19 protein-coding genes are annotated in these 24,843 nt (G+C 67.5%); 10 read left to right on the top strand and 9 right to left on the bottom strand.

All coding sequences use genetic code 11. The features are described from left to right. Window positions 1-111 precede the first annotated feature (111 nt). Window positions 112-999, bottom strand: coding sequence for an outer membrane protein assembly factor BamD (locus SSKA14_RS07110; RefSeq protein ID WP_004154436.1), 888 nt, complete (start codon window positions 997-999; stop codon window positions 112-114). Between the two features lie 113 nt (window positions 1,000-1,112). Here SSKA14_RS07110 and rluD point away from each other — a divergent pair, with 113 nt between their 5' ends. The 4 genes from rluD to SSKA14_RS07130 are packed head-to-tail and all read left to right on the top strand — an operon-like array spanning window position 1,113 to window position 3,805. Continuing rightward, entirely contained in the window at window positions 1,113-2,102 is a 990-nt protein-coding gene (rluD, locus tag SSKA14_RS07115; protein ID WP_008267489.1) for a 23S rRNA pseudouridine(1911/1915/1917) synthase RluD, read from the top strand. Continuing rightward, complete coding sequence (gene pgeF / locus SSKA14_RS07120; protein ID WP_008266573.1) at window positions 2,102-2,872, top strand: peptidoglycan editing factor PgeF; 771 nt, start codon at window positions 2,102-2,104, stop codon at window positions 2,870-2,872. The genes rluD and pgeF overlap by 1 nt, the downstream gene beginning before the upstream one ends. Before the next feature lie 20 nt (window positions 2,873-2,892). After that, a complete protein-coding gene (locus SSKA14_RS07125; protein WP_008267991.1) occupies window positions 2,893-3,399 on the top strand; it encodes a DUF4166 domain-containing protein in 507 nt (168 codons plus the stop codon). After that, a complete protein-coding gene (locus tag SSKA14_RS07130; protein ID WP_008265349.1) occupies window positions 3,374-3,805 on the top strand; it encodes a thiol-disulfide oxidoreductase DCC family protein in 432 nt (143 codons plus the stop codon). Before SSKA14_RS07125 ends, SSKA14_RS07130 begins: the two co-directional genes overlap by 26 nt. Before the next feature lie 19 nt (window positions 3,806-3,824). Here SSKA14_RS07130 and SSKA14_RS23000 read toward each other — a convergent pair whose 3' ends face one another. From SSKA14_RS23000 to SSKA14_RS07155, 5 genes are all read right to left on the bottom strand, one after another. After that, entirely contained in the window at window positions 3,825-5,123 is a 1,299-nt protein-coding gene (locus SSKA14_RS23000) for an OmpA family protein (RefSeq protein WP_008265838.1), read from the bottom strand. A 351-nt stretch (window positions 5,124-5,474) separates the two neighbouring features. After that, window positions 5,475-6,839 carry an alpha,alpha-trehalose-phosphate synthase (UDP-forming) gene (gene otsA / locus SSKA14_RS07140; RefSeq protein ID WP_040007228.1) on the bottom strand — a complete coding sequence of 455 codons (1,365 nt, stop codon included), beginning with the start codon at window positions 6,837-6,839 and terminating at the stop codon, window positions 5,475-5,477. After that, window positions 6,836-8,617, bottom strand: a complete 1,782-nt coding sequence (locus tag SSKA14_RS07145) for a glycoside hydrolase family 15 protein (protein ID WP_040009428.1) — start codon at window positions 8,615-8,617, stop codon at window positions 6,836-6,838. The genes otsA and SSKA14_RS07145 overlap by 4 nt, the downstream gene beginning before the upstream one ends. A 43-nt stretch (window positions 8,618-8,660) precedes the next feature. Next, window positions 8,661-9,419: a trehalose-phosphatase gene (gene otsB / locus SSKA14_RS07150; protein WP_004154453.1), complete on the bottom strand. Its 759-nt coding sequence runs from the start codon at window positions 9,417-9,419 to the stop codon at window positions 8,661-8,663. Between the two features lie 147 nt (window positions 9,420-9,566). Further along, entirely contained in the window at window positions 9,567-12,002 is a 2,436-nt protein-coding gene (locus tag SSKA14_RS07155; RefSeq protein ID WP_008265489.1) for a TonB-dependent receptor, read from the bottom strand. Between the two features lie 217 nt (window positions 12,003-12,219). Between SSKA14_RS07155 and SSKA14_RS07160 the strand changes: the two genes are divergently transcribed. From SSKA14_RS07160 to SSKA14_RS07175, 4 genes are all read left to right on the top strand, one after another. Further along, complete coding sequence (locus SSKA14_RS07160) at window positions 12,220-12,702, top strand: DUF3574 domain-containing protein (RefSeq protein WP_008265564.1); 483 nt, start codon at window positions 12,220-12,222, stop codon at window positions 12,700-12,702. A 36-nt stretch (window positions 12,703-12,738) separates the two neighbouring features. Continuing rightward, entirely contained in the window at window positions 12,739-13,596 is an 858-nt protein-coding gene (locus tag SSKA14_RS07165) for a hypothetical protein (protein ID WP_040009431.1), read from the top strand. Between the two features lie 109 nt (window positions 13,597-13,705). Next, window positions 13,706-15,424, top strand: coding sequence for a thiamine pyrophosphate-dependent enzyme (locus SSKA14_RS07170; RefSeq protein WP_040007231.1), 1,719 nt, complete (start codon window positions 13,706-13,708; stop codon window positions 15,422-15,424). Between the two features lie 630 nt (window positions 15,425-16,054). Then, window positions 16,055-17,659, top strand: a complete 1,605-nt coding sequence (locus tag SSKA14_RS07175; RefSeq protein WP_008267572.1) for a hypothetical protein — start codon at window positions 16,055-16,057, stop codon at window positions 17,657-17,659. Window positions 17,660-17,738: 79 nt separating this feature from the next. On the opposite strand, the gene SSKA14_RS07180 is transcribed toward SSKA14_RS07175, so the two are convergent. Next, on the bottom strand, window positions 17,739-18,449 hold the full coding sequence (locus SSKA14_RS07180; RefSeq protein ID WP_008265275.1) for a glutathione S-transferase: 711 nt from the start codon (window positions 18,447-18,449) through the stop codon (window positions 17,739-17,741). A 171-nt stretch (window positions 18,450-18,620) separates the two neighbouring features. Between SSKA14_RS07180 and SSKA14_RS07185 the strand changes: the two genes are divergently transcribed. Together SSKA14_RS07185 and SSKA14_RS07190 are read left to right on the top strand one after the other, a co-directional pair. Further along, window positions 18,621-19,445, top strand: a complete 825-nt coding sequence (locus SSKA14_RS07185; RefSeq protein ID WP_008266821.1) for a DUF3014 domain-containing protein — start codon at window positions 18,621-18,623, stop codon at window positions 19,443-19,445. 74 nt (window positions 19,446-19,519) lie between these two features. After that, window positions 19,520-20,872: an aspartyl protease family protein gene (locus SSKA14_RS07190; RefSeq protein WP_157635917.1), complete on the top strand. Its 1,353-nt coding sequence runs from the start codon at window positions 19,520-19,522 to the stop codon at window positions 20,870-20,872. A 7-nt stretch (window positions 20,873-20,879) separates the two neighbouring features. On the opposite strand, the gene SSKA14_RS07195 is transcribed toward SSKA14_RS07190, so the two are convergent. Together SSKA14_RS07195 and SSKA14_RS07200 are read right to left on the bottom strand one after the other, a co-directional pair. Continuing rightward, complete coding sequence (locus tag SSKA14_RS07195) at window positions 20,880-21,977, bottom strand: cytochrome c peroxidase (RefSeq protein WP_008264995.1); 1,098 nt, start codon at window positions 21,975-21,977, stop codon at window positions 20,880-20,882. A 35-nt stretch (window positions 21,978-22,012) separates the two neighbouring features. Next, window positions 22,013-24,802 (bottom strand): TonB-dependent receptor plug domain-containing protein, encoded by a 2,790-nt coding sequence (locus SSKA14_RS07200; RefSeq protein WP_040007233.1) that lies wholly within the window; start codon window positions 24,800-24,802, stop codon window positions 22,013-22,015. Window positions 24,803-24,843 lie beyond the last annotated feature (41 nt).

Below are 24,843 nucleotides of genomic sequence, written 5' to 3' on the forward strand. Positions count from 1 at the left end.
AGCCGGCCGCTGGCCGGCTGTTCCATGACCCTCAGACAGGCCATCGGGTTGCCGGCCAGCGGCCGGCACTACCGCTACAAAAGAAGAGGGCCCCTTGCGGGGCCCTTTCTCTTATTTCTTTTCCAGTCGCGCGTTGCGCTGGCCGGTGCTGGCGGACTTCTCGCCGGCGAACGGGTTCAGCTTGCGGATCATCCACGGGTACTTCGGCCACTTGCCTTCCAGCCACGGGTGGTCCGGCTGGTTCAGCTGCAGGACGCGGCGCGCGTCATCGGCCAGGGTCTTGTTGCCCAGGTGGGTGTAGGAATCGGCCAGTACAGCGACGGCATCGTACTGGAACGCGCTCTGCGGGTAGGTTTCCAGCAGGTAGTTGGCGCGGCCGGCCGCCGAGACCCAGGCGCCGCGGCGCATGTAGTACAGGGCGTTGTCCAGCTCATGCTGGGCAAACACGTCACGCAGCTCCAGCATGCGGCTGCGCGCATCGGCGGCGTAGCGGCTGTTCGGGTAGCGGTCGACCACGATGTTGAAGTCCGAATACGCCTGGTGCGGCGTGGACAGATCGCGGCGGCTGGCGTCCAGCGACCATACGCGGCGCAGGAAAACCGTACTGCGGTTGGAGTTGGCAAGACCGCGCAGGTAGTACAGGTACGCGATGTTGCGGTGGGTCGGGTAGGTACGGATGAAGCGGTCGATGCTGGACACCGCATCGTCGTGCTTGCCGGCCTTGTACTGGGCGTAGGCGGTTTCGATCATCGCCTGCTCGGTATAGGGACCGTACGGATACTGGGCCACCAGGCGGCGGAAGCTGGTCTCAGCACCGCTCCAGTTGCCACCCTGCATCAGCTTGTGGCTCTTCTCGTACAACTGTTCGACCGGCGTCCCTTCATCGGGGCGATCGCCCTTCTTGGCGCCACGGTGGCAGCCGGTGGCGGCGATGACCAGCACCAGCAGCAGGGCGGTGAGGCGGACGGGCGCAGAGAGCATGGCGGAGCGTCGGATCATGGGGTCGAGGCGGGACGCGGCTGGAATACGAAGGGTCGATGATAGCCTAGTGTCCTGTCCAGCGACTGAAACCGGCCGCCGGGACCCCAAAATTTCAAAGAATGCCCCCTGCCATGTCTGAACAACCCTCTGAATCGGCCCGCCAGGCCATCGTCCCCGACACCGCTGCCGGCCGTCGTTTCGACGCCGTCGTGGCCGAACTGTTCCCCGAATACTCGCGCTCGCGCCTGACCGAGTGGATCAAGGCGGGCGACGTCCTGCTGGATGGCGCCCAGGTGCGCCCGCGCGACCCGCTGCGCGGCGGCGAGGTGGTCACCCTCACGGTGGTACTCGAGACCCAGACCGACGCCCAGCCGGAGGACATCCCGCTGGACGTGCTGTTCGAGGACGAGCACCTGCTGGTGATCAACAAGCCGGTCGGGCTGGTGGTCCACCCGGGCGCGGGCAACCACAGCGGCACCCTGGTCAATGCCCTGCTGTTCCGCGACCCGTCGGTGGCGGTGCTGCCGCGCGCCGGCATCGTGCACCGCCTGGACAAGGACACCAGCGGCGTGATGGTGGTGGCCAAGACCCTGGAGGCGCAGACCGCGCTGGTCGAGCAGTTGGCCGCACGCGACGTGCACCGCCAGTACCTGGCCATCGTGATGGGTGCACTGGTGGCCGGCGGCACGGCCGATGCGCCGATCGACCGCCACCCGCGCGACCGCCTGAAGATGGCCGTGCGCGAGGACGGCAAGGAAGCGATCACCCATTACCGCCTGCGCGAGCGCTTCCGTGCGCACACCGCGCTGGAGTGCCGCCTGGAAACCGGCCGTACCCATCAGATCCGCGTGCACATGGCGCACGTGCGCCACCCGATCATCGGCGACCCGCTGTACGGCGGCGCGCTGAAGCTGCCCAAGGGCGCCAGCGACGAGCTGGTGGCCGCGCTGCGTGGCTTCAAGCGCCAGGCCCTGCATGCCGAAACCCTGGAGTTCACCCACCCGATCACCGGTGAGCCGGTGCGCAACACCGCGCCGGTGCCGGAAGACATGCTGCACCTGATGAAGGTGCTGCGCGACGACAGCGAAGCCTTCGCCGCGCGCGAGCGGGACCGCTGGTGATGGCGGCCGCGCTGCCGTTGCTGCAGGCCGACTGGCCAGCGCCAGCAGGCGTCCATGCGTTGACCACGCGCCGGCATGGCGCGGGCATCTCGCCGGCGCCGTTCGCGCAGTTCAACCTGGGCAACCGGCACGCGGCCGATGGCGATACCCCGGCCAATGTCGAGCACAACCGCCAGCTGCTGCAGCAGGGACTGGCGCTGCCGTCCGCGCCGCATTGGCTGCGCCAGGTGCACAGCAGTACCGTGTTGCGCTTCAACGCACCACCGGTGGAAGGAACGAGCGAGCCGGTGGCCGACGCCGCGGTGACGTCGGTGCCGGGCGTGGTGCTGGCGATCCTGACCGCCGACTGCCTGCCGGTGGTGTTCGCGGCCACTGACGGCAGCGAGATCGGCGCGGCCCATGCCGGCTGGCGGGGCCTGGCCGACGGCATGCTGGAGGCCACCGTGGCCGCCCTGCAGACACCACCAGCGCAGTTGCGGGCCTGGCTGGGCCCGGCTGCCGGGCCGGCAGACTACGAGATCGGCGAAGAGGTCTTCCACGCCTTTGTCGGGCATGACTCGGCTGCGGAGGCGGCTTTCGTGGCGACCCGGCCCGGGCACTGGAAGGTGGACCTGTTCGCCCTGGCCCGCCAGCGGCTGCAGGCCGCCGGCATGGACCCGGCGCAGGTGTATGGCGGCACGGTGTCGACCATGGCCGACCCGGACCTGTACTCGCACCGGCGCGACCGTCGCACCGGGCGCATGGCGACGCTGGCCTGGATCGCGCGCTGAGCACGCCGCTGTTCGCGCGCGTGCTGGGGCCGGCCTTTGCCACCCTGGCGGCGCCGGTACAGGCACTGCACACCGCTGCGCTGCCCTTCCGCTACGTGGGGCAGGCGCGGATCGAGCGCGGACGGCACTGGCTGGTGCCGCTGCTGGCCGCCCTGGCGCAGTTGCCGAGGGAAGGCGAGGCACTGCCGACCGAAGTCGTGTTCAGCGCACACGGGCAGGGCGAGCGCTGGGCACGCCGCTTCGGCCGCTGGCCGATGGTGTCGCGGCTGTGGGCGCACGAAGGCCATCTGCGTGAGCAGCTGGGCGCGGTGCGTTTCGAGTTCGATTTGCAGGCCCGCGAGGGCGGCATCGATTGGTCGGTGCGCCGGGTGTGGGCCTTCGGGCTGCTGCCGCTGCCCAGGCGCTGGTTTGGCGGCGTGCGCTGCCGCGAAGCGGGGCAGGGGCAGCGTTACACTTTCCGGGTTGATGTGACCTTGCCCTGGGCAGGAGCCCTGATCCGCTATGAAGGCTGGCTCGAACCGCAGTGATGCCGCCGCCCCCGGCGCGGTGATCGTGTTCGACGGTGTCTGCGCGCTGTGCAACCGGTGGGTGCGCTTCCTGCTGCGTTTCGACCGCAAGGGGCGCTATCGTTTCGCGGCGATGCAGGGCGCCCGGGGCAGTGCGCTGCTGCGCGCGCATGGACTGGATCCGCAGGACCCCAGGTCATTCCTGCTGCTGGATGCGCAGGGCGCATGGACCGACACCGACGCGATCCTGCGCGTGCTGGCCGGGTTGGGCGGCGCCTGGCGCCTGAGCGGAGTGCTGCGTGCGCTACCGCAGCGCTGGCGTGATGCGGCGTATCGGGTGCTGGCCCGCAACCGTTACCGCTGGTTCGGACGGCATGACGCCTGCCTTATGCCGGCACCGGAGCAGCCCGCGCGTTTCCTGGACTGAGTGCGCCCCTTCGGCTGGCTCACTCAAGCAGCCGGTAGCTGATGCGTCGATTCAGCGCACGCCCGTGGTCGCTGCGGTTGTCGGCGATCGGCTGCTCCTGCCCGTAGCCGGTGGGAACCAGTGCGGCCGAGCCCACCCCTTGTTCCTGCAGTGCCTGGGCTACGGCCTCGGCACGCAACTGGCTGAGCTGCTGGTTGGTTGTGGCCGAACCGGCGCTGTCGGTGTGCGCAGCGACCTCTACGCGTGCACCGGCCGGGACAGCACGCAGGGCGGAGGCAACGGCGCCGATCGTCTGCCGCGAGTCGCCGGTGAGCGTGGCGGTGCCGGCGTGGAACTTCAGGGTGGTCCGGTTCAGCGCTTCAATCCGCTGTGTGGCATCGGCCTGCGCCGGCAGCTGCGCCAGCGCAGCCAGTCCCGGTCCCCACAGGCCCGTCATGTCCAGTGCCGGGAAGTCCTGGCGCAACCTGTGCGAGATGGCCAGCCGCTGCGCGTCCTCCATCTGCGAGGTGTCGATGCGCAGCTGCGACCCGGCGAATTCCAGCCGCAGCCCATCGCCCTGCAGCTGCGGAAGATCGGCAATCAGGCGATCCAGCCAGCGCGGCGCGCGCGCGCGTGGGTCCAGCGTTATCCCGCCCTGCACGTTCTGCCGGCCGTGTACCGCCAACAGCGCGCTCCAGATACGCCGACGATCCCCTTCGGTGGGCAGGTTGCCGTGCACCCGCATCTGTGTGCCGTGCTGCTGCAGGGACAGGTATGCGTCGTGTTCGAGTGGAATGTCCGGCACCGTCCACAGGGGCGTGCGGGCCTTCAGCTGCAGCCAGGTGGTGAGGCCAAGGACAACGAAGATGGCCAGCAGCCACAACAGGCTGCGCACGGCCATCCCATACATCGCGCGCGATGGCACCGTGCCGGTCATGCGCCGGGGCGATGGGCCGGCGATGCTGCGATGGACATGGGGGGAAGGCACCAGGCCGCCGGGCGCATCCATCAGTGTGACCACCCCGGGCAGAAGATGGCAGGCGACCACCCTGAAAGCACCGGGTGACATGCCACAGCGGTGCGCGATCATGGCCAGCGTGTGCGCGCCCAGCGCGCGTTCGAGCTCACTGGCGACGATGGGCAGCCGCAACGCTGCCGGTTGCCGCCAGGAATGAAAACGGGAGGCCAGGCCTGCCTGTTCAAACCGCTGCTGAAGACCGTCCAGGCCCCGGTGATGGGAGGCTATCCAGACGCTGATGACCTCCACCACCCAGCGGGTGCGATGGCCCAGCTCCAGGCGTGTAGCGGCATCTTCGATGAAACGGTCGTACGCAGACATGCAGTGACTCCCCGGAATGTGATGTGCATCGCACCGCGCAGCAGGCGCGACGGATTGCGATAGCTCTGGGGGCGCCACTCTGGGGAGCGCGCGTCAATGCATGGTGAAAGGCTGGCGGTGGTGCCTCTTTCGTTCCGGCGGGCGATGCGGCAAAGCGTGCGGCAGGACACGATGAGGCCTTGTGCGACGCGAGCCTTACGCGCCTGCCCGGGAACGCTGGGACGGGCAGGGGCGCCATTCTCCTGTTCGGCGAATGGTTTCACGTGCACCTACTTTCGGGCTTAAAGCGACAATCTGCGAGCGCTCTTGACGCTCTTCTGTCGCTTCATGCTGGCCTGGTTGCGCAGTCCCTCAGTTCTCCAGCGCGTCCAGGTAACTGCGCCGCCAGTGGTTGATGTCGTAGGTGCGCAGGTGGTCCATCATCGCGTGCCAGCGTTCCTTGCGCCTGCGCAGCGACATCGTCGCCGCGGTGGCGATGGCATCGGCCACGCCGTCCAGGTCGTGAGGGTTCACCAGCAGTGCCTGCTTGAGTTCGTCGGCGGCACCGGCCAGCAGCGACAGCACCAGCACGCCGGGATCCTCCGGGTCCTGCGAGGCCACGTACTCCTTGGCCACCAGGTTCATGCCGTCGCGCAGCGGCGTCACCAGGCCCACCGCCGCGGCCCGGTAGAAGCCGGTGAGGGTGGCATGGGTGAAGTTCTGGTTGACGTAGCGCAGGGGGGTCCAGTCCGGCTCGGCGTGACCCCCGTTGATGTGGCCGGCGATCTGTTCCAGCTGGCTGCGCAGCTGCCGGTACTCGGTCACGTCGCCACGCGAGACCGGGGCGATCTGCAGGTAGGTCAGCGAGCCGCGCTGGTCGGGATGGCGTTCCAGGTAGCGCTCGAAGCCGAGGAAGCGCTCGGGCAGGCCCTTGGAATAGTCCAGGCGGTCGACACCGATCGCCAGCTGGCGGTCACGCAGGCTGTTGCGCAGATTCTTCACTGCGGCCTTGGTGGCGGCGGTGCCGGCCTGGCGCGCGATCAGGTCGGTGTCGATGCCGATCGGGAAGGCGGCCGCGCGGAAACGGCGCCCCCCGGGGGCTTCCAGTTCACCGTTGTCGAGCACGCGGCCACCGCCAAACAGGCGCAGGTAGGTCTGGAAGCGATCGGCATCGCGCTGGGTCTGGAAGCCGACCAGGTCGTAGGCGTACAGCGCGGAGAACAGGCGCAGGTGATCGGGCATCGCCTGCAGCAGGTCGGCCGAGGGCATCGGGATGTGCAGGAAGAAGCCGATGCGGCAGCCGATGCCGCGTTCGCGCAGCAGCGCACCGAGCGGGATCAGGTGGTAGTCGTGGATCCAGACGATGTCGTCCTCGCGCAGCAGCGGGGCGAGCTTGTCGGCGAACAACGCGTTGACCTTGTGGTAGGTCTCGCGGGTGCCACGGTCGTAGTCGACCAGGTCCAGGCGGAAGTGCAGCAGCGGCCACAACGTGCGGTTGGCAAAGCCGTTGTAGTAACCATCAACTTCGCGCTTGCTCAGGTCCAGGGTGACGAACTCGATGTCGCCGTCCTTCTGCGTGTGCAGCGTGCCACTGCCCTCGCGCACGCTCTTGCCGCTCCATCCGAACCACATGCCGCCGCGTTCCTTCAACGCGGCCAGCAGGCCGACCGCCAGGCCGCCGGCGCGGTTCTCGCCGGGCACCGCCACGCGGTTTGAAACCACTACAAGACGACTCACGATGCCTCCTGCCAGGACCGCGACAGGCGCATCGCGGCGGTGATCAGGCCGACGTGCGAATAGGTCTGCGGGAAATTGCCCCAGGCCTCGCCACTGTCAAAGGCAAGATCCTCAGACAGCAGGCCCAGATGATTGCGCTGCTTCAGCAGCACCTCGAACATCGCGCGCGCCTCGTCCAGGCGGCCGATCGCCGCCAGCGCATCGATGTACCAGAACGTGCAGATGGTGAAGCTGGTTTCCGGCTCGCCGAAGTCATCCGGGGCGACGTAGCGGTACAGCGAATTGCCATGCTTGAGGTCGCGGCCGATGGCGTCGACGGTGGCGATGAAGCGGGCGTCCAGCGCATCGATGAAGCCGATGTCGGCCAGCAGCAGCAGCGAGGCATCCAGGCGATGGCCACCGAAGGTATCGGTGAAGTGGCCCAGCTCCTCGCTCCAGGATTCGGCCATGATGCGCGCGTGGATGGTGTCGGCACGTTCGCGCCAGTAGCGTGCGCGGTCGTCGCGCTTCAGGCGCACGGCGATCTTGCACAGGCGATCGCAGGCCGCCCAGCACATCGCGCTGGTGTAGGTGTGCACCTCGGTGCGCCCGCGGAATTCCCACAGGCCGGCATCGGGTACGTCATGCAGGGCAAAGGCCTGTTCGCCGAGCGGTTCCAGGCGGGCAAACGTGTGCGCATCACCCGGGTCCTGCAGGCGGCGGTCGAAGAACAGCTGCGTGGAGGCCAGCACCACGCTGCCGTAGACATCGTGCTGGCGCTGCACCCAGGCCAGGTTGCCACGGCGCACCGGGCCCATGCCGCGGTAGCCGGACAGGCTGGGCACTTCGTCCTCATCCAGCTTGGCTTCGAAGCCGATGCCGTACAGCGGCTGCAGCGTGCCGTCGGTGGTGGCCAGGTTGAAGATGTAGCCGAGGAACTGTTCCATCGTGCGCGTCGCGCCGAGGCGGTTCAGCGCACGCACCACGAACGCGGCATCGCGCAGCCAGCAGTAGCGGTAGTCCCAGTTGCGCACGCTGCCCGGTGCCTCTGGAATGGAGGTGGTCATCGCCGCGATGATCGCGCCGCTATCCTCGTACTGGCAGAGCTTCAGGGTGATCGCGCTGCGGATCACCGCGTCCTGCCATTCCAGCGGAATGGACAGGTAGCGCACCCACTCGCGCCAGTAATCGCGGGTGCGCTGGAAGGCTTCCTGCACATAGCCGCTGATCGAGCGGTTGAGTGATTCATCGACACCCAGGATCAGGTGGATGGGATGGTTGAGTACGAACGGCAGGCCCTCGCGCACGAAGCGCACCGGCACATCGGTGGTCAGCCGCAGCACGTGCTCGGGCAGGATCCAGCGCACATGGTTGCTGCCCCAGGTGGACTCGGGCACGCGCGCGCCCCAGTCGGCCAGAGGGCGCGCATGCACGGTGATGCGTGGGCTGCCGGCCAAAGGGCGCACCTGGCGGATCAGGCTGACCGGGCGGTAGAAGCGGTCGTTCTGGCGCCAGCGCGGGGCGAAATCGAGGATTTCCAGTTCGCCACCGTGCGCGTCACGCAGCACGGTGCGCAGGATCGCGGTGTTGGTCAGGTACTCCTGCTCGCTGCTGGCGAAGTCTTCCAGCTCGATGGCGAAGTCGCCACCGGTCTGCTGGTTGGGGCCGAGCAGGGCGCAGAAGGTGGGATCGCCGTCGAAGGTGGGCAGGCAGCTCCAGACAACGCGGGCATGTTTGTCGACCAGGGCGCCGAAGCTGCCGTTGCCGACCACGCCCAGATCAAGATCGGGTTGGGTCATCACGCGGTACATCTCGTCGGTTGCGGCCGTGGGGGTGGCCGGGTCAATAGGCATTCTCACGCAGCCAGGCGTGCACGCTGCGTATGTCGGGCAGCGCGAACACCGCCGCGCTGGGTTCACGTTCGCCCACCAGCACGCTCCAGCCATGCTGGCCGTTGGCGGCGTCGAAGCCGAATTCGTCGGTGAGGTCATCGCCGAGGAACACCGGCAGGCGCCCGCGGAAGGGCAGGTACTGCATCATCCGGCGCACCGCGCGGCCCTTGTCGGTACCCACCGGGACGAACTCGACCACATGGTCGCCCGGCTGCAGGCGATAGCTGGTACGGCCGCGCACGTGGCGGTCGGCGAAGGCGCGCACCTCGCTGGCCGCGTGCGGAGCGCCACGCCAATGCAGGGCCAGGCCGACGCCCTTGTCTTCCACCAGCACGCCGGGATGGCCATGGGCGAAACGCATCGCCTGCTGGTGCAGTGCGTGCAGCCACTCGGCGGTGTCATCGTCATGTGCGTCGCGCAGCACGCGACCATCCTCGCCGCGCAGCTCGTGGCCATGCAGGCCGGCGGCCGGAAGCTGCAGAGGGGCGAACAGCTGATCCAGCTGTTCAAGGGGACGGCCACTGACCAGTGCCACGGCACCTTCCAGGCGGTCGCTGATGCGGCCGATGGCTTCACGCACATCCGGCAGCAACTGCACGGCATCCGGGCGTGCAGCAAATTCGATCAGGGTGCCATCGACATCGAGGAACAACGCGCAGGCGTCGTCCAGCAAGGGCGGTGGCGGACGCAGGGGGAGCGGTTCAGCCATGACGCTCAGCTTGCCTGCGTGGGCGTGTACGTGGGGTCGAGGTCAGGCTACGGATTGGGGTAGTGCCGGCCGCTGGCCGGCAACTTCATGGCCCATGGATGCACCTCGCGGTTGCCGGCCAGCGGCCGGCACTACCGCACGGGTGAATCAGAACGTGTAGCGGACCCGGCCGTAGTAGTACGCGCCGTTGCTGCCGATTGGCGACAACACGTCGTACGGCAGGTTGCCGAAGTAGTGGATATCGCTGTTGGATCGATCCGGGTAGTTGTCGGTCAGGTTCTGGCCACCGATCGCCACGCTCCAGCGCGGGGTGATGCGGTATTCGACTTCGGCATCCAGCTGCCATTCGGCCTGGTAGGTCTGGCGCGGGATATAGCCATCACCGAAGTTGAACACGCGGGTAGCGCTGCCATAGCGGTTCACCCGCGTGCTCAGCGACCAGTGGTCGTTGCTCCACGCCGCCGAGACGCTGCCTCGCGTGCGCGGCGTGGCATCGGTGAGCGTGTTGGTCTCTTCGATGCCGAACAGCACGTAGTCCGGGTTCAGTGCGCGCAGCTGTGCCGGCGTGGCCAGCACGTTCTTCAGCGTGGTCTTCGTGTACGCATAGGTGCCGGTCAACAGCAGCTGGCCGTTGCCCAGCGACTGGCGCCAGTTGCTCACCAGTTCGGCGCCGCGGGTGCGGGTGTCGGCGGCGTTGACGAAGAAGCTGGCGCTCTGCAGGCCGCTGACGCCGTAGTTGGCCGCCACGTAGTCGGTCAGCGCATCACCGGTGATGCTCTCCGACAATGCGATGCGGTCGTCGATGTCGATCTGGAAGAAGTCCAGCGACAGGTCGAAGTGCTCGCCGATGCGGCTGGTGAAGCCCAGCGAGGTGTTGATCGACTTTTCCGGCTTCAGGTTCTGCGCACCCAGGCCGCGCGCGATCGGGTTGTTGACCGACAGCAGGCGCCCCTGCACCAGCTGGCCGCCGGCGTTGTAGCCGGTGGAGGTGGATTCGTAGCCGATCTGTGCCAGCGACGGCGCACGGAAGTTGTTGGAGATGGCACCGCGCAGGGCGAAGGCCGGGGTGAATTCGTAGCGCAGGCCGAGCTTGCCGGTCAGTTCGCCGCCGAAGTCATCGTTGTGCTCGTAGCGCGCGGCCAGGTCGGTGGAGAACTTGTCGCCGAACTGGCTGGACAGGCTGGCATAGGCGCTGGCCACGTCGCGCGACAGGCTTGCCGCGTCCTGCGGGGTCAGACCGCCACCGGCCTGCGACCCGGTCGGGCGGTCGGTGTACGGGCCGGCGGCGTAGCTGGCCGGATCACCCGGGCGGGTCTGGTAGCGCTCGTGGCGCGCTTCCACGCCCAGGCCCAGCGTGTGGCTGATGCTCTCGCTCTGGGTGAACACACGGCTCAGGTCGAGGTTGCCCACGGTCTGCGCGTACTCGTAATCGGCGGTCTTGAAGCGGGTCGGGCTGGTCGGGCCCAGCGACGCGTTGAGCGAATCACGCAGGCGGTAGGTGAAGTCGTTCTGGCCGTAATCCAGGCTGCCGTCGTAGCTCCATTCGCCCCACTGGCCGCGCACGCCGGCCACCGCCTGCACGTCGCGGTTCTCGCCCTCGGAGATCGGCCGGTAGCCGTTCGGATAGACCTGCTTCCAGTTGGCATCGCCATCGGGGTAGCGGAAGTAGTTCGCGCCTTCGGTGTCACGCTGGTTGAAGGTGCCGAAGGCGTAGAAGGTCGAGGTTTGGCCGACCGGAATCTCGGTGTTCAGCCACAGGTTGATGTCCTTGCTCTTGCCATCGCCCAGCACGTAGTTGCGCTTGCCCTGCAACGCCAGGTTGTCCGGGGTCTGGTCCCACGGCGGAATCTGGTCGAAGCCTGCGCGGTTGGTGCCGTTGCGGTGCTTGTATTCCAGGCCGACGCGCAGGAAACCACCGTTCTCGCCCAGCGAGGTGCCGACCTTGGCACTGATGTTGCCGGTCTGGCCGTCGGTGAGGGTGCGCCCGATCGGCTTCAGGTCGGTGTGGTTGGCGCCGTAGCTGGCTTCAATCTCGCCACCGTCGCCACCGTTGTCGAGGATCACGTTGATCACGCCGGCCACGGCATCCGAGCCGTACAGCGCACCGGCGCCATCGCGCAGCACTTCGATGCGCTTGATCGCACTGACCGGAATCGAATTGAAGTCGACCGGGGTGGTGCCCTTGCCGATCTTGCTGTCGGTGTTGACCAGCGCGGTGTGGTGGCGGCGCTTGCCATTGACCAGGACCAGCACCTGGTCCGGCGACAGGCCACGGAGCTGCGCGGCGCGCACGTGGTCGGCACCACCGGAGTTGGACTGGCGCGGGAAATTGAACGACGGCAGCAGCGCCTGTAGCGCGCTGCCCAGCTCACCGTTGACCACGCCGGCCTTGCGGATGTCCTCGGCGGTGAGCACGTCCACCGGCGAGGTGGATTCGAGCACGGTGCGGTCGGCGGCACGGGTGCCGGTGACGATCACCGTGTCCAGGTTGGTGGCGTCCTGGGCCAGCGCCGGGACGGCGACGGAGGAAAGCGCGAGGGCGATGGCGAGGCCGAGTGGCGACGCGGGCAGGCGGGCGGACATGGGGGCTCCAGCAACAACGACGACGGGGAAGGGGGGAGATAGTTTCACTTACATCCATCCGGATGAAGCGATATATTATCTTCGCGTGATGACCGCTGCCGACGCAAGTCCCTGCCGGTCCGGCATGAGCTGATGCCCGGTTGGCATCAGCACGCCGGGCCGGTGGCGCTGTACGCTGCCGGCTCGCCCTGTCCCCCCATTGCCCGGAGCTGTACCGATGAAACACCTTGGCCTCGTCTTTGCCGTGCTGCTGGCCACCAGCGGCTGCGCCAGCCTGTCCTCGCAGGCGCCCAGCGCCTATGCCACGGCCACCACCGCCGAACTGAAGGGCGATGCGGCACGCCCGTCCGACGGCCACGGCTGGGTGCGCAGCGAGCTGTATTTCGGCGTGGGCGAAGAGCAGGGCGCAGGCAGCCGTCCGCAGGCCGACACCATCAGCGAGGCGCAGTGGCGCGCGTTCCTGGACAAGGAAGTCACTCCACGCTTCCCGGATGGCCTGACCGTGTTCGATGCCTACGGCCAGTGGCTGTTCCGCGGCGATGCTTCGCCCAACCGCCTGCGCACCAAGGTGCTGGTGGTGCTGCACGAGGACACCCCGCAGCGCCGGGCCGACATCGAGGCGATCCGCCTGGCCTGGAAGCAGCAGACCAGGCATCAGTCGGTGCTGTGGTCGCGGCAGCCGGTCGAGGTATCGTTCTGAGTTGAAGGTGCCGCCGCGGTGCCGCAGGGAGCGATGATGGATTACAGGAAGTGGGTGCTGGGCGTGGTGCTGGCAGGCGTGCTGGCCCCGGCCGCGCGGGCGGGCGGGGACGGCAGCGAAACGCTGCGGTTCCAGGTGGCCGCTCACGTGCAGGCGCACGCCGATCCGCAGCAGGACGGCAGCATCACGGTGCAGCTTTCGCCGTCGGGCAAGCGCCAGACGCTGGCGGGCGCGGCGGATGCGGACGGCAACTCGCGATGGGGTCTGGAGGATGTCGACTTCGATGGCTACCCGGAACTGGTCGCGCGCGCGTCGGTGGGCATGGTCAATGAAGCGGTGGCGGTGTACCGCTTTGATCCGGCCAGTGGCGGGTTCCGTGCGCTGCAGGCTGAAACCCATGGCAAGGACAGCTGCGGTGACCTGATGGGGCTGACGGTCGATCGTGCGAGTCGCACCCTCACCAGCAGCTGCCGCAGCGGCCCGATGTGGTACGCCGACCAGTACCGGTTTGCAGGCTCGAAGCTCTATCTGTACCGCGCCGAGAGCGTACTGATGCTGGGCGACACGCTGAACGCCGCGCTGCATTGGGAGCAGAGCGACGAGCAGGGCCCGCTGGCCGTCTGGCGTACCTATGACCCCGCTGGAAAAGTACGTGAGAGCGCTATCGCCGATGGCCTGGGCGCACCGCCTGACGGGCCGCTGCGTGGTCAGCAGGCGACCGTGGTGCCAGCGCGCCTGTTCCTGTTCGACAAGCCCGGCGCATCCAGCACCCCGCGTTATCTGGTGCAGGGAGACCGTGTGGAAATGCTGGATGAACAGGACGGCTGGATGAAGCTGCGCTACCAGAATCCGAAACACGGTGCGGTGCTGGGCTGGATCAACGTCAACGATTGACCGGACATCTGTCCGCAGTTTGCACATCGAGGTGATGCGCAATTTGACCACGGAGGCATCACTTCCCCGGGTCTAGCCTCGGACGTTCCCCCGTTCGAGGATGTATCCGATGAGCAAGCGCGTGGCCGAGATTGTGGTGGACGCCCTGCAGCAGGCAGGCGTCCGCCGCTGTTATGGCATCGTGGGCGACACGCTCAACCATGTGACCGATGCGATGCATGGCAGTGACATCGCCTGGGTGCACGTACGCCATGAGGAAGTGGCCGCGTTCGCTGCCGGTGCCGATTCGCTGGTGAGCGGCGAACTGACCGCCTGCGCCGGGTCCTGTGGCCCTGGTGGCCTGCATTTCATCAATGGCATCTTCGAAAGCAACCGCAATCGTGCGCCGATGGTGTTGATCGCCAGCCAGATCGTCACCAGCGAGCTGGGCATGGAGTTCCCGCAGGAAGTGGATTTCAAGGCTGTCTATGGCAGCTGCACGGTGTTCTGCGAACAGGTGCACAGCCCGGCGCAGGCGCGGCGCGTGGTGGCGCTTGCCTGCCAGGCCGCGATCAGCCGCCGCGGCGTGGCGGTGGTGATCCTGCCGGCCGACATCAGCGAGGCCGACGTGAAGCACGATGTACCGTTCTCGGTGCACTACACCCAGCCGGTGCTGCGCCCGTCCGATGCTGAACTGCAGCGCATCGCCGAGCTGCTGGGGCAGGGCAAGCGCATCGGCATCTATGCCGGTGCCGGTTGCCAGGGCGCGCACGCGCAGCTGCTGGAACTGGCGCGGCGCCTGCAGGCGCCGGTCGCGCATACGTCGCGGGCAAAGGATTTCGTCGAGCCTGACAACCCGTACAACATGGGCATGACCGGCATCTTCGGCATCGAATCAGGCTTCCACACGCTGATGGAGTGCGACACGTTGCTGCTGCTCGGCGCCGATTTCGCGTGGGGCCAGTTCTATCCGGACAAGGCCACGATCATCCAGATCGACCGCGACGGCAGCCATCTGGGCCGCCGCCATCCGGTGAACCTGGGCGTGGTCGGTGACATCGCGCCGACGCTGGACGCCTTGTTGCCGATGCTGCCGCCGCGCGAGGACAGCAGCTTCCTGGACGAATGCGTCGAGCGCCGCGACAAGGCACTGAAGAAGCGTGAGCAGGAAGAGCAGCCGGGCGAGGGTGAGTTGATCCATCCGCAGCATCTGACGGCGTTGTTGTCGAAATACGCGACGGACGACGCGCTGTTCACCGCCGACGGTGGCTCACCGATGGTGTGGGTGCTGCGGCATATCCGGGTCAACGGCCGCCGCCGTACGCTGACCAGCCTGCTGCACGGCACGATGGCCAACGCGATGCCGCAGGCGCTGGGCCTGCAGAAGGCGTTTCCAGGGCGGCAGGTGATCTCGTTGTCCGGCGACGGCGGCCTGGCGATGCTGCTCGGCGACCTGCTGACCGCCGTGCAGGAAAACCTGCCGATCAAGGTGGTGGTGTTCAACAACGGCTCGCTGAATTTCGTCGAGCTGGAGCAGAAGGTGGAGGGCCTGCTGGACAACTACACGGACCTGAAGAACCCGGATTTCGGCCGCCTGGCCGAGGTGATCGGCTTCCATGGCCGCACCGTCACCCGCAGCGAGGATCTGGAAGAAGCGGTGCAGGACTTCCTGTCCCAGCGCGGCCCGGCGTTGCTGGATGTGCATACCAGCCGCGCAGAGCTGGTGATGCCGCCGCAGATCGAGGCGAAGCAGGTCGCGGGTACCGCGCTGTATGCGGCCAAGGCGGTGTTGAACGGCCGCTTCGACGATGTGAAGCATCTGCTGGTGGACAACTTCCTGAAGAAGTAACGGGGGGGCAGGGCTGCGCCCTGCACCCGCTACGAGCCGGAGCCAGGGCAGAAGCAGGTTTCCTGAGGGGTGGCGGGGTGGGTCCGGTTGCGGGGGACGCCGTAAACCCGTCCCTGGGCGCTTGGCCGCGGCATCCATGCCGCGGACACCCCCGCAACCGGACCCACCCCGCCTTCGACAGTTTCCTGCGATCTGTCGGAACGGCATGTTGCGCTGGTGGGTGTCGACCTTGGTCGACACGGTAGATCCACGCCATGCGTGGATAGCGTGGAAATGATCGAATTGTTCGTGTAGAGCCGAGCCATGCTCGGCTCAGAGCGAAGCGACCCGCCTTTGCTTTTGATCTTTTGATTCTTTTCCGTGGCTGGCACGCGCAGGAAACTGTCAGGGGTCGGGCGGGTAGGTGGCGCGGGGGTGTCCGCGGCATGGATGCCGCGGCCAAGCGCCCAGGGATGGGTTCACGGCGTCCCCCGCGCCACCTACCCGCCCGGCCCAGCCGAGGAAAGCGCTGTTCGCGCCCCAGCCACGAGGGGCTCCGCCGTTGGCTGGAACCCATCATTCCATGACGGAATTGGCGCGCCGGCCCCGCTGGGCCTACCATCGGCGGTCCCCACCCCCACCGCCCCTTCCATGTCCGCTCCCGCTTCCGCCGCACCGCGTCGCTGGTTCGTTGCCGGCGACTTCAACGGCTTCTTCGGCCTGGTCGTCGACAACCTCTCCATCCTCGGCTTCATCGCCATGGCACTGGTCGGCATCTTCCAGTTCCCCGCCGACGTAGTGTTCGGTCGCATGTTCCCCGGTACCGCCTTCGGCGTGCTGGTCGGCAACCTGCTGTACACGCTGATGGCGCGACGGCTGGCCGCGCGCACCGGCCGCGACGATGTCACCGCCATGCCGCTGGGCCTGGACGCGCCGACCAGCATCGGCATGGCCCTGCTGGTGCTCGGCCCGGCCTTCATCGCCTTCAAGCAGCAGGGCCTGGACCCGCATGCCGCCGGCATCGCCACCTGGCAGCTGGGCATGGCCGCGCTGGTCATCATGGGCGTGCTGAAGTTCGTGCTGTCGTTCTTCGGCGAAGCGGTCACCCGCGCACTGCCACGTGCTGCGCTGCTGGGTTCCATCGCCGGCATCGCGCTGGTGCTGATGGGCCTGCTGCCGCTGCTGGAAACGCTGCGCTCGCCGCTGGTCGGCTTCACCACGCTGGGCCTGCTGCTGTACGTGCTGATTGCCAAGGGCAAGCTGCCGGTGCGTGGCCCAGGCGTGCTGCTGGCCTTCGTGTTCGGCACCGTGCTGTATTACGGCCTGGGCCTGGCCGGGCTGGGCGCGCCGGGCTTCCATGTGCCGGCGTGGGTGCCGCCGCAGGTAGTGCTGCCGCTGCCGACGCTGGGTTTCCTCGAGGGCCTGCCCACGGCGATGACTTACCTGCCGCTGCTGTTGCCGTTCGGCCTGCTGATGGTGGTCGGTGGCATCAATGTGTCCGAAAGCGCACGCGCGGCCGGTGATGACTACCGCACCCGCGACATCCTGCTGGTGGAAGCGGTGGCCACGCTGGTGGCCGGTGTCTGCGGCGGCGTTGCGCAGACCACGCCGTACATCGGCCAGCCGGCCTACAAGCACATGGGCGCACGCAGCGGCTATACGCTGCTGACTGGCCTGTTCGTGGGCATCGGCGGCATGCTCGGCATCATCTCCGGGCTGGTGCAGTGGCTGCCGCTGGCGGTGCTGGCACCGATCATCGTGTACGTGGCCATCGACATCACCACCCAGGCGTTCCAGGCCACGCCACGCCACCACACCGGTGCGATGGTGTTCGGCTTCCTGCCGTCGGTGGCGTACCTGCTGGCGATCAAGGCGCCGGGCTGGATCGCGCCGGACCAGCTGCCGCAGTTGCTGACCAAACTGGACGGCCACGGCCTGCCGGAACTGGCGGTGATCTTCACCCTCGGCAACGGCTTCATCATCACGTCGATGCTGTGGATCTCGGCAGTGGCGGCGATGGTCGATGGTCGCCTGCGCCGCGCCTGCGGTTTCCTGCTGGTGGCGGCGCTGTTGACCCTGTTCGGCCTGATCCACTCAGTGGACCCGCGCGGTGGCATCTACCTGCCGTGGGACCTGGACGGGTTGGCGCGCATCATCAGCTGGCAGTTCGCGGGCGCCTATGTGGCGCTGGCGCTGCTGCTGGGGCTGTTGTCGTTGCAGAAGCAGGCGGTGAAGCCGCTGGACGGGGTCAGCTGACCCCACGGAAGTGCCGGCCGGTGGCCGGCATGCTCATGGACCTTGGGCGCATCGTGCGGTTGCCGGCCAGCGGCCGGCACTACCGCTCTGCATCGAGTTCCGGGTAATGGCGGAAGATGCCGTTGGTATTGAACGCCAGCCGCCGTTCGGAAGCCAGGTAGGCGGCGATGTTCGGCCGCTTCGCCACACGCTCGTGTAGCGCACGCAGCAGCGGCAAGGTGGGCGCCAACGCCTGCATCCGCCGCGGGAACATGTAGTCCAGCCCACTCAGCAGCTGGAACAGCGACAGGTCCACATAGGAATGCTCGCGCAGGGCATGGCGGCCACCGTTGGCGGCCAGTACCTGTTCGAAATGGCCGAGGAACTTCGGCAGTCGTTCGCCACGCAGTGAAGCCGCACGCGCCTTGGCCTCGGTCTTCTGCTCTTCGTAGTATTTCGACGCGGCGATCGGATGGTGGGTGTCATGGACCTCGGCCACCAGGTCGGCGATGGTCAGTTGCAACTGCAGCGCCTGCATCCGCCGCGACGCGGCCTGCGGCACCAGATCCAGGGTCGGACCGAGAAAATCCAGGATGGCCGCCACCTGCGCGATCACCTGCCGGCCCGCCTTCAGGAACGGCGGTGCGAAGGGCAGTGCTCCCTCGCTGTTTCCATCGAGGAACGGCTGCATCACCGCATCGCCATGCATCCGCGCCATGTCGATGTAGTCGGCGCCGGCGTCTTCCAGCGCCAGCCGCACGAATTCACCCCGGCCCTGGATGCCGGTCCAGTAGTACAGCGCGTACTGCATGACAGCGTCTCCGCACGACAAGACCCACAGCCTCGCGCAGGGTGTGCAAAGCAGGCGTGAGCGTGGCGCATGCGCAGGCCCAACCCCAACGGCAGCGGAACAGGCAGGGAACCCATGGAAATCAACCGGGTCACACCTTGTCCATGCACGTGAACAACGAGGGACTGCATCATGCAGAGTGGAAAGGCGGTATGGCCCTGGGTGCTGGGCGTGGTGGTGATCGGTGGCGCGGGGGGCTGGTTGTTCCGCGATCAGCTGAAGGGCCTGGCAGACGGTGTGTCGGTGCCGGTGCAGTCCCCTCCCGCCAGCAGTGGTGCACCGCCACAACCGAAGGCAGCCGCAGCGCCCGCGCCAGCACCCCCGCCGATCAAGCATCCGCTCGATACCGGGGACGCGGCCGACCCGGCGCTGCCGAAGCTGGCTGACAGCGATGGCGCCGCCTGGGGCGCGCTGAGCCAGCTGTTCCAGGGCGAGGGGCCGTTGACCCTGCTGCTGCGCGACCACGTGATCCAGCGCCTGGTCACCCAGGTCGACAACCTGGACAAGCCCAGCGTGCCGCCGACCGCACTGGCCGCGCGCCCGTTGCCGGGCAACCTGCAGGTCGAGCCCGGTGAGGGCGGCGAACGCATCGCCGCCAGCAACGCAGCGCGCTATGCGCCGTACGTGCAGGCGTTCACTTCGCTGGACCCTGCGGCAACGGCGGCTGCGTACAAGCGATTCTATCCGCTGATCCAACAGGCCTATGTCGACCTGGGTCGGCCCGAAGGGTATTTCAACGACCGTCTGGTCGCGGTGATCGACCACCTGCTGGACACGCCGGAACTGGTGCAGTCGCCGCAGGTGGAACGCGATGAACGTGGCCGCTACCGCTTTGTCGATCCCACGTTGCAGTCGAGGTCCATCGGCCAGAAGGCGCTGCTGCGTATGGACGCGGCGCAGGCGCGGGCGGTCAAGCAGCAGCTGCAGGCGATCCGCAGCGCGATCACCCGCGTCTGAAGACTGAAGACTGCAGGGGCAGGTGTCATCGCCAGCGTGATACGGTCGGGGTCAGGTAGACAGGAGTGACCTCGATGCATCGAATGTGGTTGGGCGTGAGTGCGTTGTTCGCCACGACGGCGGCCTCGGCTGCGGCCGTTGAGACGCGCGATGGCGAACTGGGCGATCCCTACGGCTACACCCGCAGCGTGCGCCTTGCCGAACTGTCCCGGCTGCAGACGCTGGGCAAGTCACCCGGTGTGAAGGGCAAGCTGGGCCAGGCGGGTTTCTACCGCGTGCGCGGCGAGCTGGACCGCTCCAGCCAGGCGGCCCAGGAGTGCCTGGAGGCCGTGGCCAGCGAGGCGGCCGACAGTGTGAAGGGGGTCGAGTACCTGTGTTCGGCCACCCTGGCCGGCAATCTGCTCCTGCAGGGCGATATCGCGGGTTGGGCGACGCAGATGCTCCAGGTTCGCACGCTGATGGAGCGCGATATCCGGCCGATGCTGAGCCCCAAGCTGCGCGACATCCATCTTGCCGGCATCAGCGAGCCGCATTTCGAGCGGTTTACCGCATGGCCGCGCAACGCCATGGCAGCGCAGGCGCCTGCCAGCGACATCAGTGTCCCCTTGCAGTTGGACAACGAACTGCCGACGCTCAGCCTGAAGCTGCGCACCGCAGCCGGTGAACGCGAGCTGCGCGTGCATCTGGACAGCGGCGCCGCACACTCGCGCATCGGCCGAGCGCTGGCGACCGAGCTGGGCTTGACGCTGACCGAGGGCTTCATGGCGGTCGATGGCAGTCCTGGCAAGTTGTATGCGCTGGCGGCACCGGTCGAGTTGGACATCGGTGGTGTCGCCGTGCGCGATGTGTCCTTTGCGGTACTGGGCCAGGACGACCTGCCACGCATCGGCCTGGACGTACTGCGCGCGCTGGGCCGGGTGCGGGTCAACAAGGATGCGCTGGTGATCCAGGCCACGGCCAGCCCGGTGCCGTGCACGCGGCGGATGGCCACGCTGTCCTCGCTATGGGCGGATGCGTACGACGTCCGCTATCCGATCCGCGCTGGCAAGCAGAACGTGCTGGTCAAGGTGGATACCGGCTTCAACGGCGCCTTCCAGGCCCGCGGAACGTTGCCGGCCACGCCACCCGCGTCGGCGATCCGGCGCAAGAACGTGATCACCACCGAAGGCAGCGAAGACATCCAGTTCGTGGAAGCGACCACGCCGGTCATGATCGGGGAGGAAGTGCTGAACCTGCCGATGGACCTGGGGCTGTCGCCCGGGCCCAACCCGCTGTTCAACCCGGACTGGCGCGTGGGCTTTGCCGCGACCCAGCGCTACAGCCTGTACATGGATGTTGAAGGCACCTATGGTTGCCCGGTGGCTGTTGCGGTGGCGCCACCGCTGTTGCCGCCGAAGCCGGCTCCCACGCCGCCTGCGGGCGGCTGATCCGCGGCTACAGGCTCTGCAGGAACGCCTCGATGTCCTGCAGATCCTGGCGGCCCAGCCCGCGCGGCCGCAGCAGTGGATCCGGCTCTGGGAACGGCGCCGCATCAGCCGGCAGCGCGGCCGGGGCGCGCGGGCGCGCACCGCCGACGTTGTAGAACGCCAGGACGCCTGACAACCTGGGAATCAACCCGTTGTGCATGTAGGGCGCGGTGCTGGCAACACCGCGCAGCGAGGGCGTGCGGAAGCGCCCGCTGTCGGCAGGATCGCCGGTCACTTCGTAGCGCCCCAGATCCTGCCGCGCGCGGCCGTGGAAATGCAGGCCCAGGTTGTGGAAGCCGTTGTCGGTCAGCGCTGCCCCGCTGTGGCAGTTCATGCAACCGGCCTGCGTGCGGAACAGGTGCAGGCCGCGCAGCTGGGCGTCGTCCAGTGCACGTATATCGCCACGCAGGAAGCGATCGAAGCGACTGTTGCGCGGCGACAGGCTGCGCTCGAAGGCGGCGATGGCCTGGCCGAGCTGGGCGGCATCGATGCGCGGCTGCGCGAACACCGCGGCGAAGTCAGCACGATAGGACGCATCGCGGCGCAGGCGACGCACGGCGCCGCGGGCACTGAACCCCATCTCGATGGGATCGGCGATGGGATGCAGCGCCTGCGCTTCCAGCGTGGCCGCGCGGCCATCCCAGAACAGGGGTGCAACGTGTGCGCTGGCCGCGACGCTCGGCGCATTGCGGCGACCGGATTGGCGGTCGTGCCCGAACGACACGCGCCGACCGTCGGCCCAGCCCAGGTCCGGGTCGTGGCAGCTGGCACACGCCAGCTGTCGCGATTTCGAAAGAGCCGGGTCGAAGAACAGCCGCCGTCCCAGCGCCACCTTGGCTGGGGTAGAGGGATTGTCCGGTGGATCGACAGGCGACGGCAGCGGGGCCAGTTCCTGCCAGACGACGCCGGTTTCCACGTCGGGCGCGGGCCAGCCTGCGCTGGGCCCGGCGTACAGCGCACGCAGGCAGGCGCCATCCCAGCGTTCCGCCTTGCCCGGAGCGGGCGCGCAGACCGGCTGGGAAGGACGTGGCTGTGCAGCGCTGGCCAGCACGGCGCTGACCAGCACTGCAATCCAGCCAAGCCGGCGGCAGCGCGCGGGCCTCAGAAGCGATAGCCCACTTCGAGCCAGAACGAACGTCCCATCTCGTAGTACGGCGCGCGGCTGACGCTGCTGGATACGCCATTCACCGCGCGCCGATCCAGCACGTTGAACACATCCACGTTGGCGAACACCGTGCCCATCGTCGACAACGGCTGCTCCCAGCCAATGCGCATGTCCCAGATCAACGAAGGGGCAAACCGCCGTCTTTCCCAGACCGCAACACTCTGGCCGTCATGGACATCCTTCAGTCCGGTGTCCCGTATCGCGCGATAGCCGGCCCGGTAGCGCAGCGTATTGCCCCAGGTCAGCCGAGCTGCCGGGATATGCGTGGTGGTGGCCAGTCGCGCGGTCCATGGGCGGGTGAAGTTGTCTGCCGGACGATCGCGGTAGCGGATGTAGCTGCCGTCGTAGCGGATGATCGGATTCTCGTAGTAGGCGGTGCTGAAGTCGTCCTCGTAGTCGGGCGCAGAAGAGCGGCTGTCGGTCCAGTCCAGCGCCAGCAGGCCCGTGGTGCTGGTTCCTCCGAACTGCAGGCGGCGCAGGGGGCGCACGGTGAGGCTGATGATCTGCGTCTCGCTGCGGCCGTCATTACTCCAGGTTTCGTAGTGGGTGGCCAGCGAAGGGTCATCCGCGCGTTCGTCCTGTACCCGGCTGCTGGAACGCACGACCTGGTCACGCCCCTTGCGGTTGACGACCTTGCCGAGGAACTCCCAGCCCTTCCATTGCTGCTTGACGCCCAGCATCAGCTCATCGTCGTAGGCGATTTTCAGGCGATCGAAATGCAGGCCGTTGGCGGTCTGCGTGCCTGCGGTCCACTCGCTGTCGAGGGTGGGGCGGCGCTGGTTCCTGTATTGCAGCCGATCAAGGCCATCGCGCAGCCGCCACGTGGCCGCGTTGCGGCCGTAATAGCGGTTGGCACCCGCGATCAGCTGGGTGTCGCCGGCGGCGTCGAGATCCAGTGACATCGCCAGGCGCGGTGCGACCGTGGTGTGCTGCATGTAGCTGTCATGGTCGATGCGCAGGCCGGGGCGCAACGACAGGCGCCCCGCGCGGATGCTGTCTTCGGCGTAGGCGCTCCAGCTGTCGATCTGGAAGTCCAGCCGGCCGCGCGTGTAATAGGTGCGGCTGGTGAAGAACTGTCCGGGCCAGTTGCTGGTGTTGGCGCGGCCGGTGCGGGTCAGGCCCATCCAGCAGGTCTGCGTGTCGGTGATGCCGGCCTTGTTGGTACAGCTGGTGGTGCGCGCCGGCGAGACATAGATGTAGGTGTCGTCCAGGCGCTCGTAGTCGACATCCTGGTGCTGGTACTGGACGCCTGCCGCGAAACGATGCTCCATGCCCAGCCAGCGCTGCGGTGCGAGTATCAGATCGGCACGGTACTGGAGCGTCTTCTGCGCCTGGTCAATATCGCCGAATTCACCTTCCAGCGAGCTGCCTGAGGTTCCCCAGTCCTTGCCCTCGGCCCAGTACCAGCTCATGTAGTCCGCAGACTGCGGATGGCGGGACTGCTCGGTAGAACTCCAGCCCACCTGCTGGGTCAGAGTGCCCCATTGCGGCGACCACGTCGCCTTGAGCATCGCCTGGCGGCCACCGCCAATGATGTCGATGCCGGCACCGGGGACGTTGGAGCGGAAGTAGTGGGATTCCTCTGGCGCACGGGTAAAGCTTGCCTCGATGTCGAGCGTGTCGCTCGCTTCCCAGACCGCCTTGACGAACAGATTGTCGATGCTGCGCCGCTGGATCTGTTTCTCCGGATGCGCGTCGTCGACCAGGTGCGACTGCAGGTTGTAGGTGGGAATGGTCGAGCGCTTGCGGGTGAAACTGGCCAGGACGCCGATGCGGTCGGTCAGATAGCCTTCCAGATCAGCGCGCGTGGTTGTCTTCTTGAATTCCGGCTGCCCGTCGTTCGCGCCGGACGCCTTCTGGTAGCTGTCTGCGACGGTGGAGTCCAGGTGGTAGCGTGTCCACGAAGATCGCGAGGACTGGGTGGACAGGCGGCCGCTGAAGGCGCGTGATGGTCGCCGGGTGCTGGCTTCGACCACGCCGCCGTTGAATCCACCGTAGGCGGCCGAAACGTTGCTGTCATGCACGGTGACGTCTTCCAGCAGGCTGCTGTCCAGAGCCAGCGCCTGCGAGCCGCCTGGAACGGAGAACAGCCGGTACACCTCCGGATCCGCACCCGGGTCGATGTCGTTGTTGAAGTTCATGCCATCGACGATGAACGCGTTCTGATAGAACTTCGCACCATTGATGCTGATCTCCGCAGGGCGGATTTCGCCGGGGCTGAAGCTGCCCTGGTCGGCATTGTCGAACTGCACGGCGGGATGGATGCGCAGCAGCCGGGTGATGTCACCGTTGCCGGCGGCCTGGGCCGCGACGTAGCTGCGGTCCAGTTGCAGGCTGCCTCCGAAGGTCGAGCCGGCGTCCTGCCCCGGCACGTGCAGGGTACTGGTGCGTCGTGCGCCTGCCGACACCTGCGCACGCTGCAAGGTGTAGCTGCCATCGGCGCGCCGCACCGCGCGCAGCCCGCTGCCGTGCAGCAGTGCGTCGAACCCTGCGTCCACGTCCAGGCCTATGGCAATCGATGGAGCCTGGCGGCCACGGGTCAGCGCGGGGTCGAAGGACAGGGCCACGCCATGCTCGGCGGCGAACGCGCCCAGTGCACTGCCCAGCGAGACGGTGCTGCGCTGGACGTGCAGGGATTCATCGGGCGGTGATTGAGCCAGCGCGGGTGTGGCGGCGAGCGCGGTGGCGAGGAGGCTCAGTCGAAGCCGGGGCAGGTTCACTGTCATGGGGAGGAAAATGAGGGGTTCATAGCCTCTGCCACGCGACG

It is taken from the genome of Stenotrophomonas sp. SKA14 (assembly GCF_000158575.1).
Lineage (GTDB): Bacteria > Pseudomonadota > Gammaproteobacteria > Xanthomonadales > Xanthomonadaceae > Stenotrophomonas > Stenotrophomonas forensis.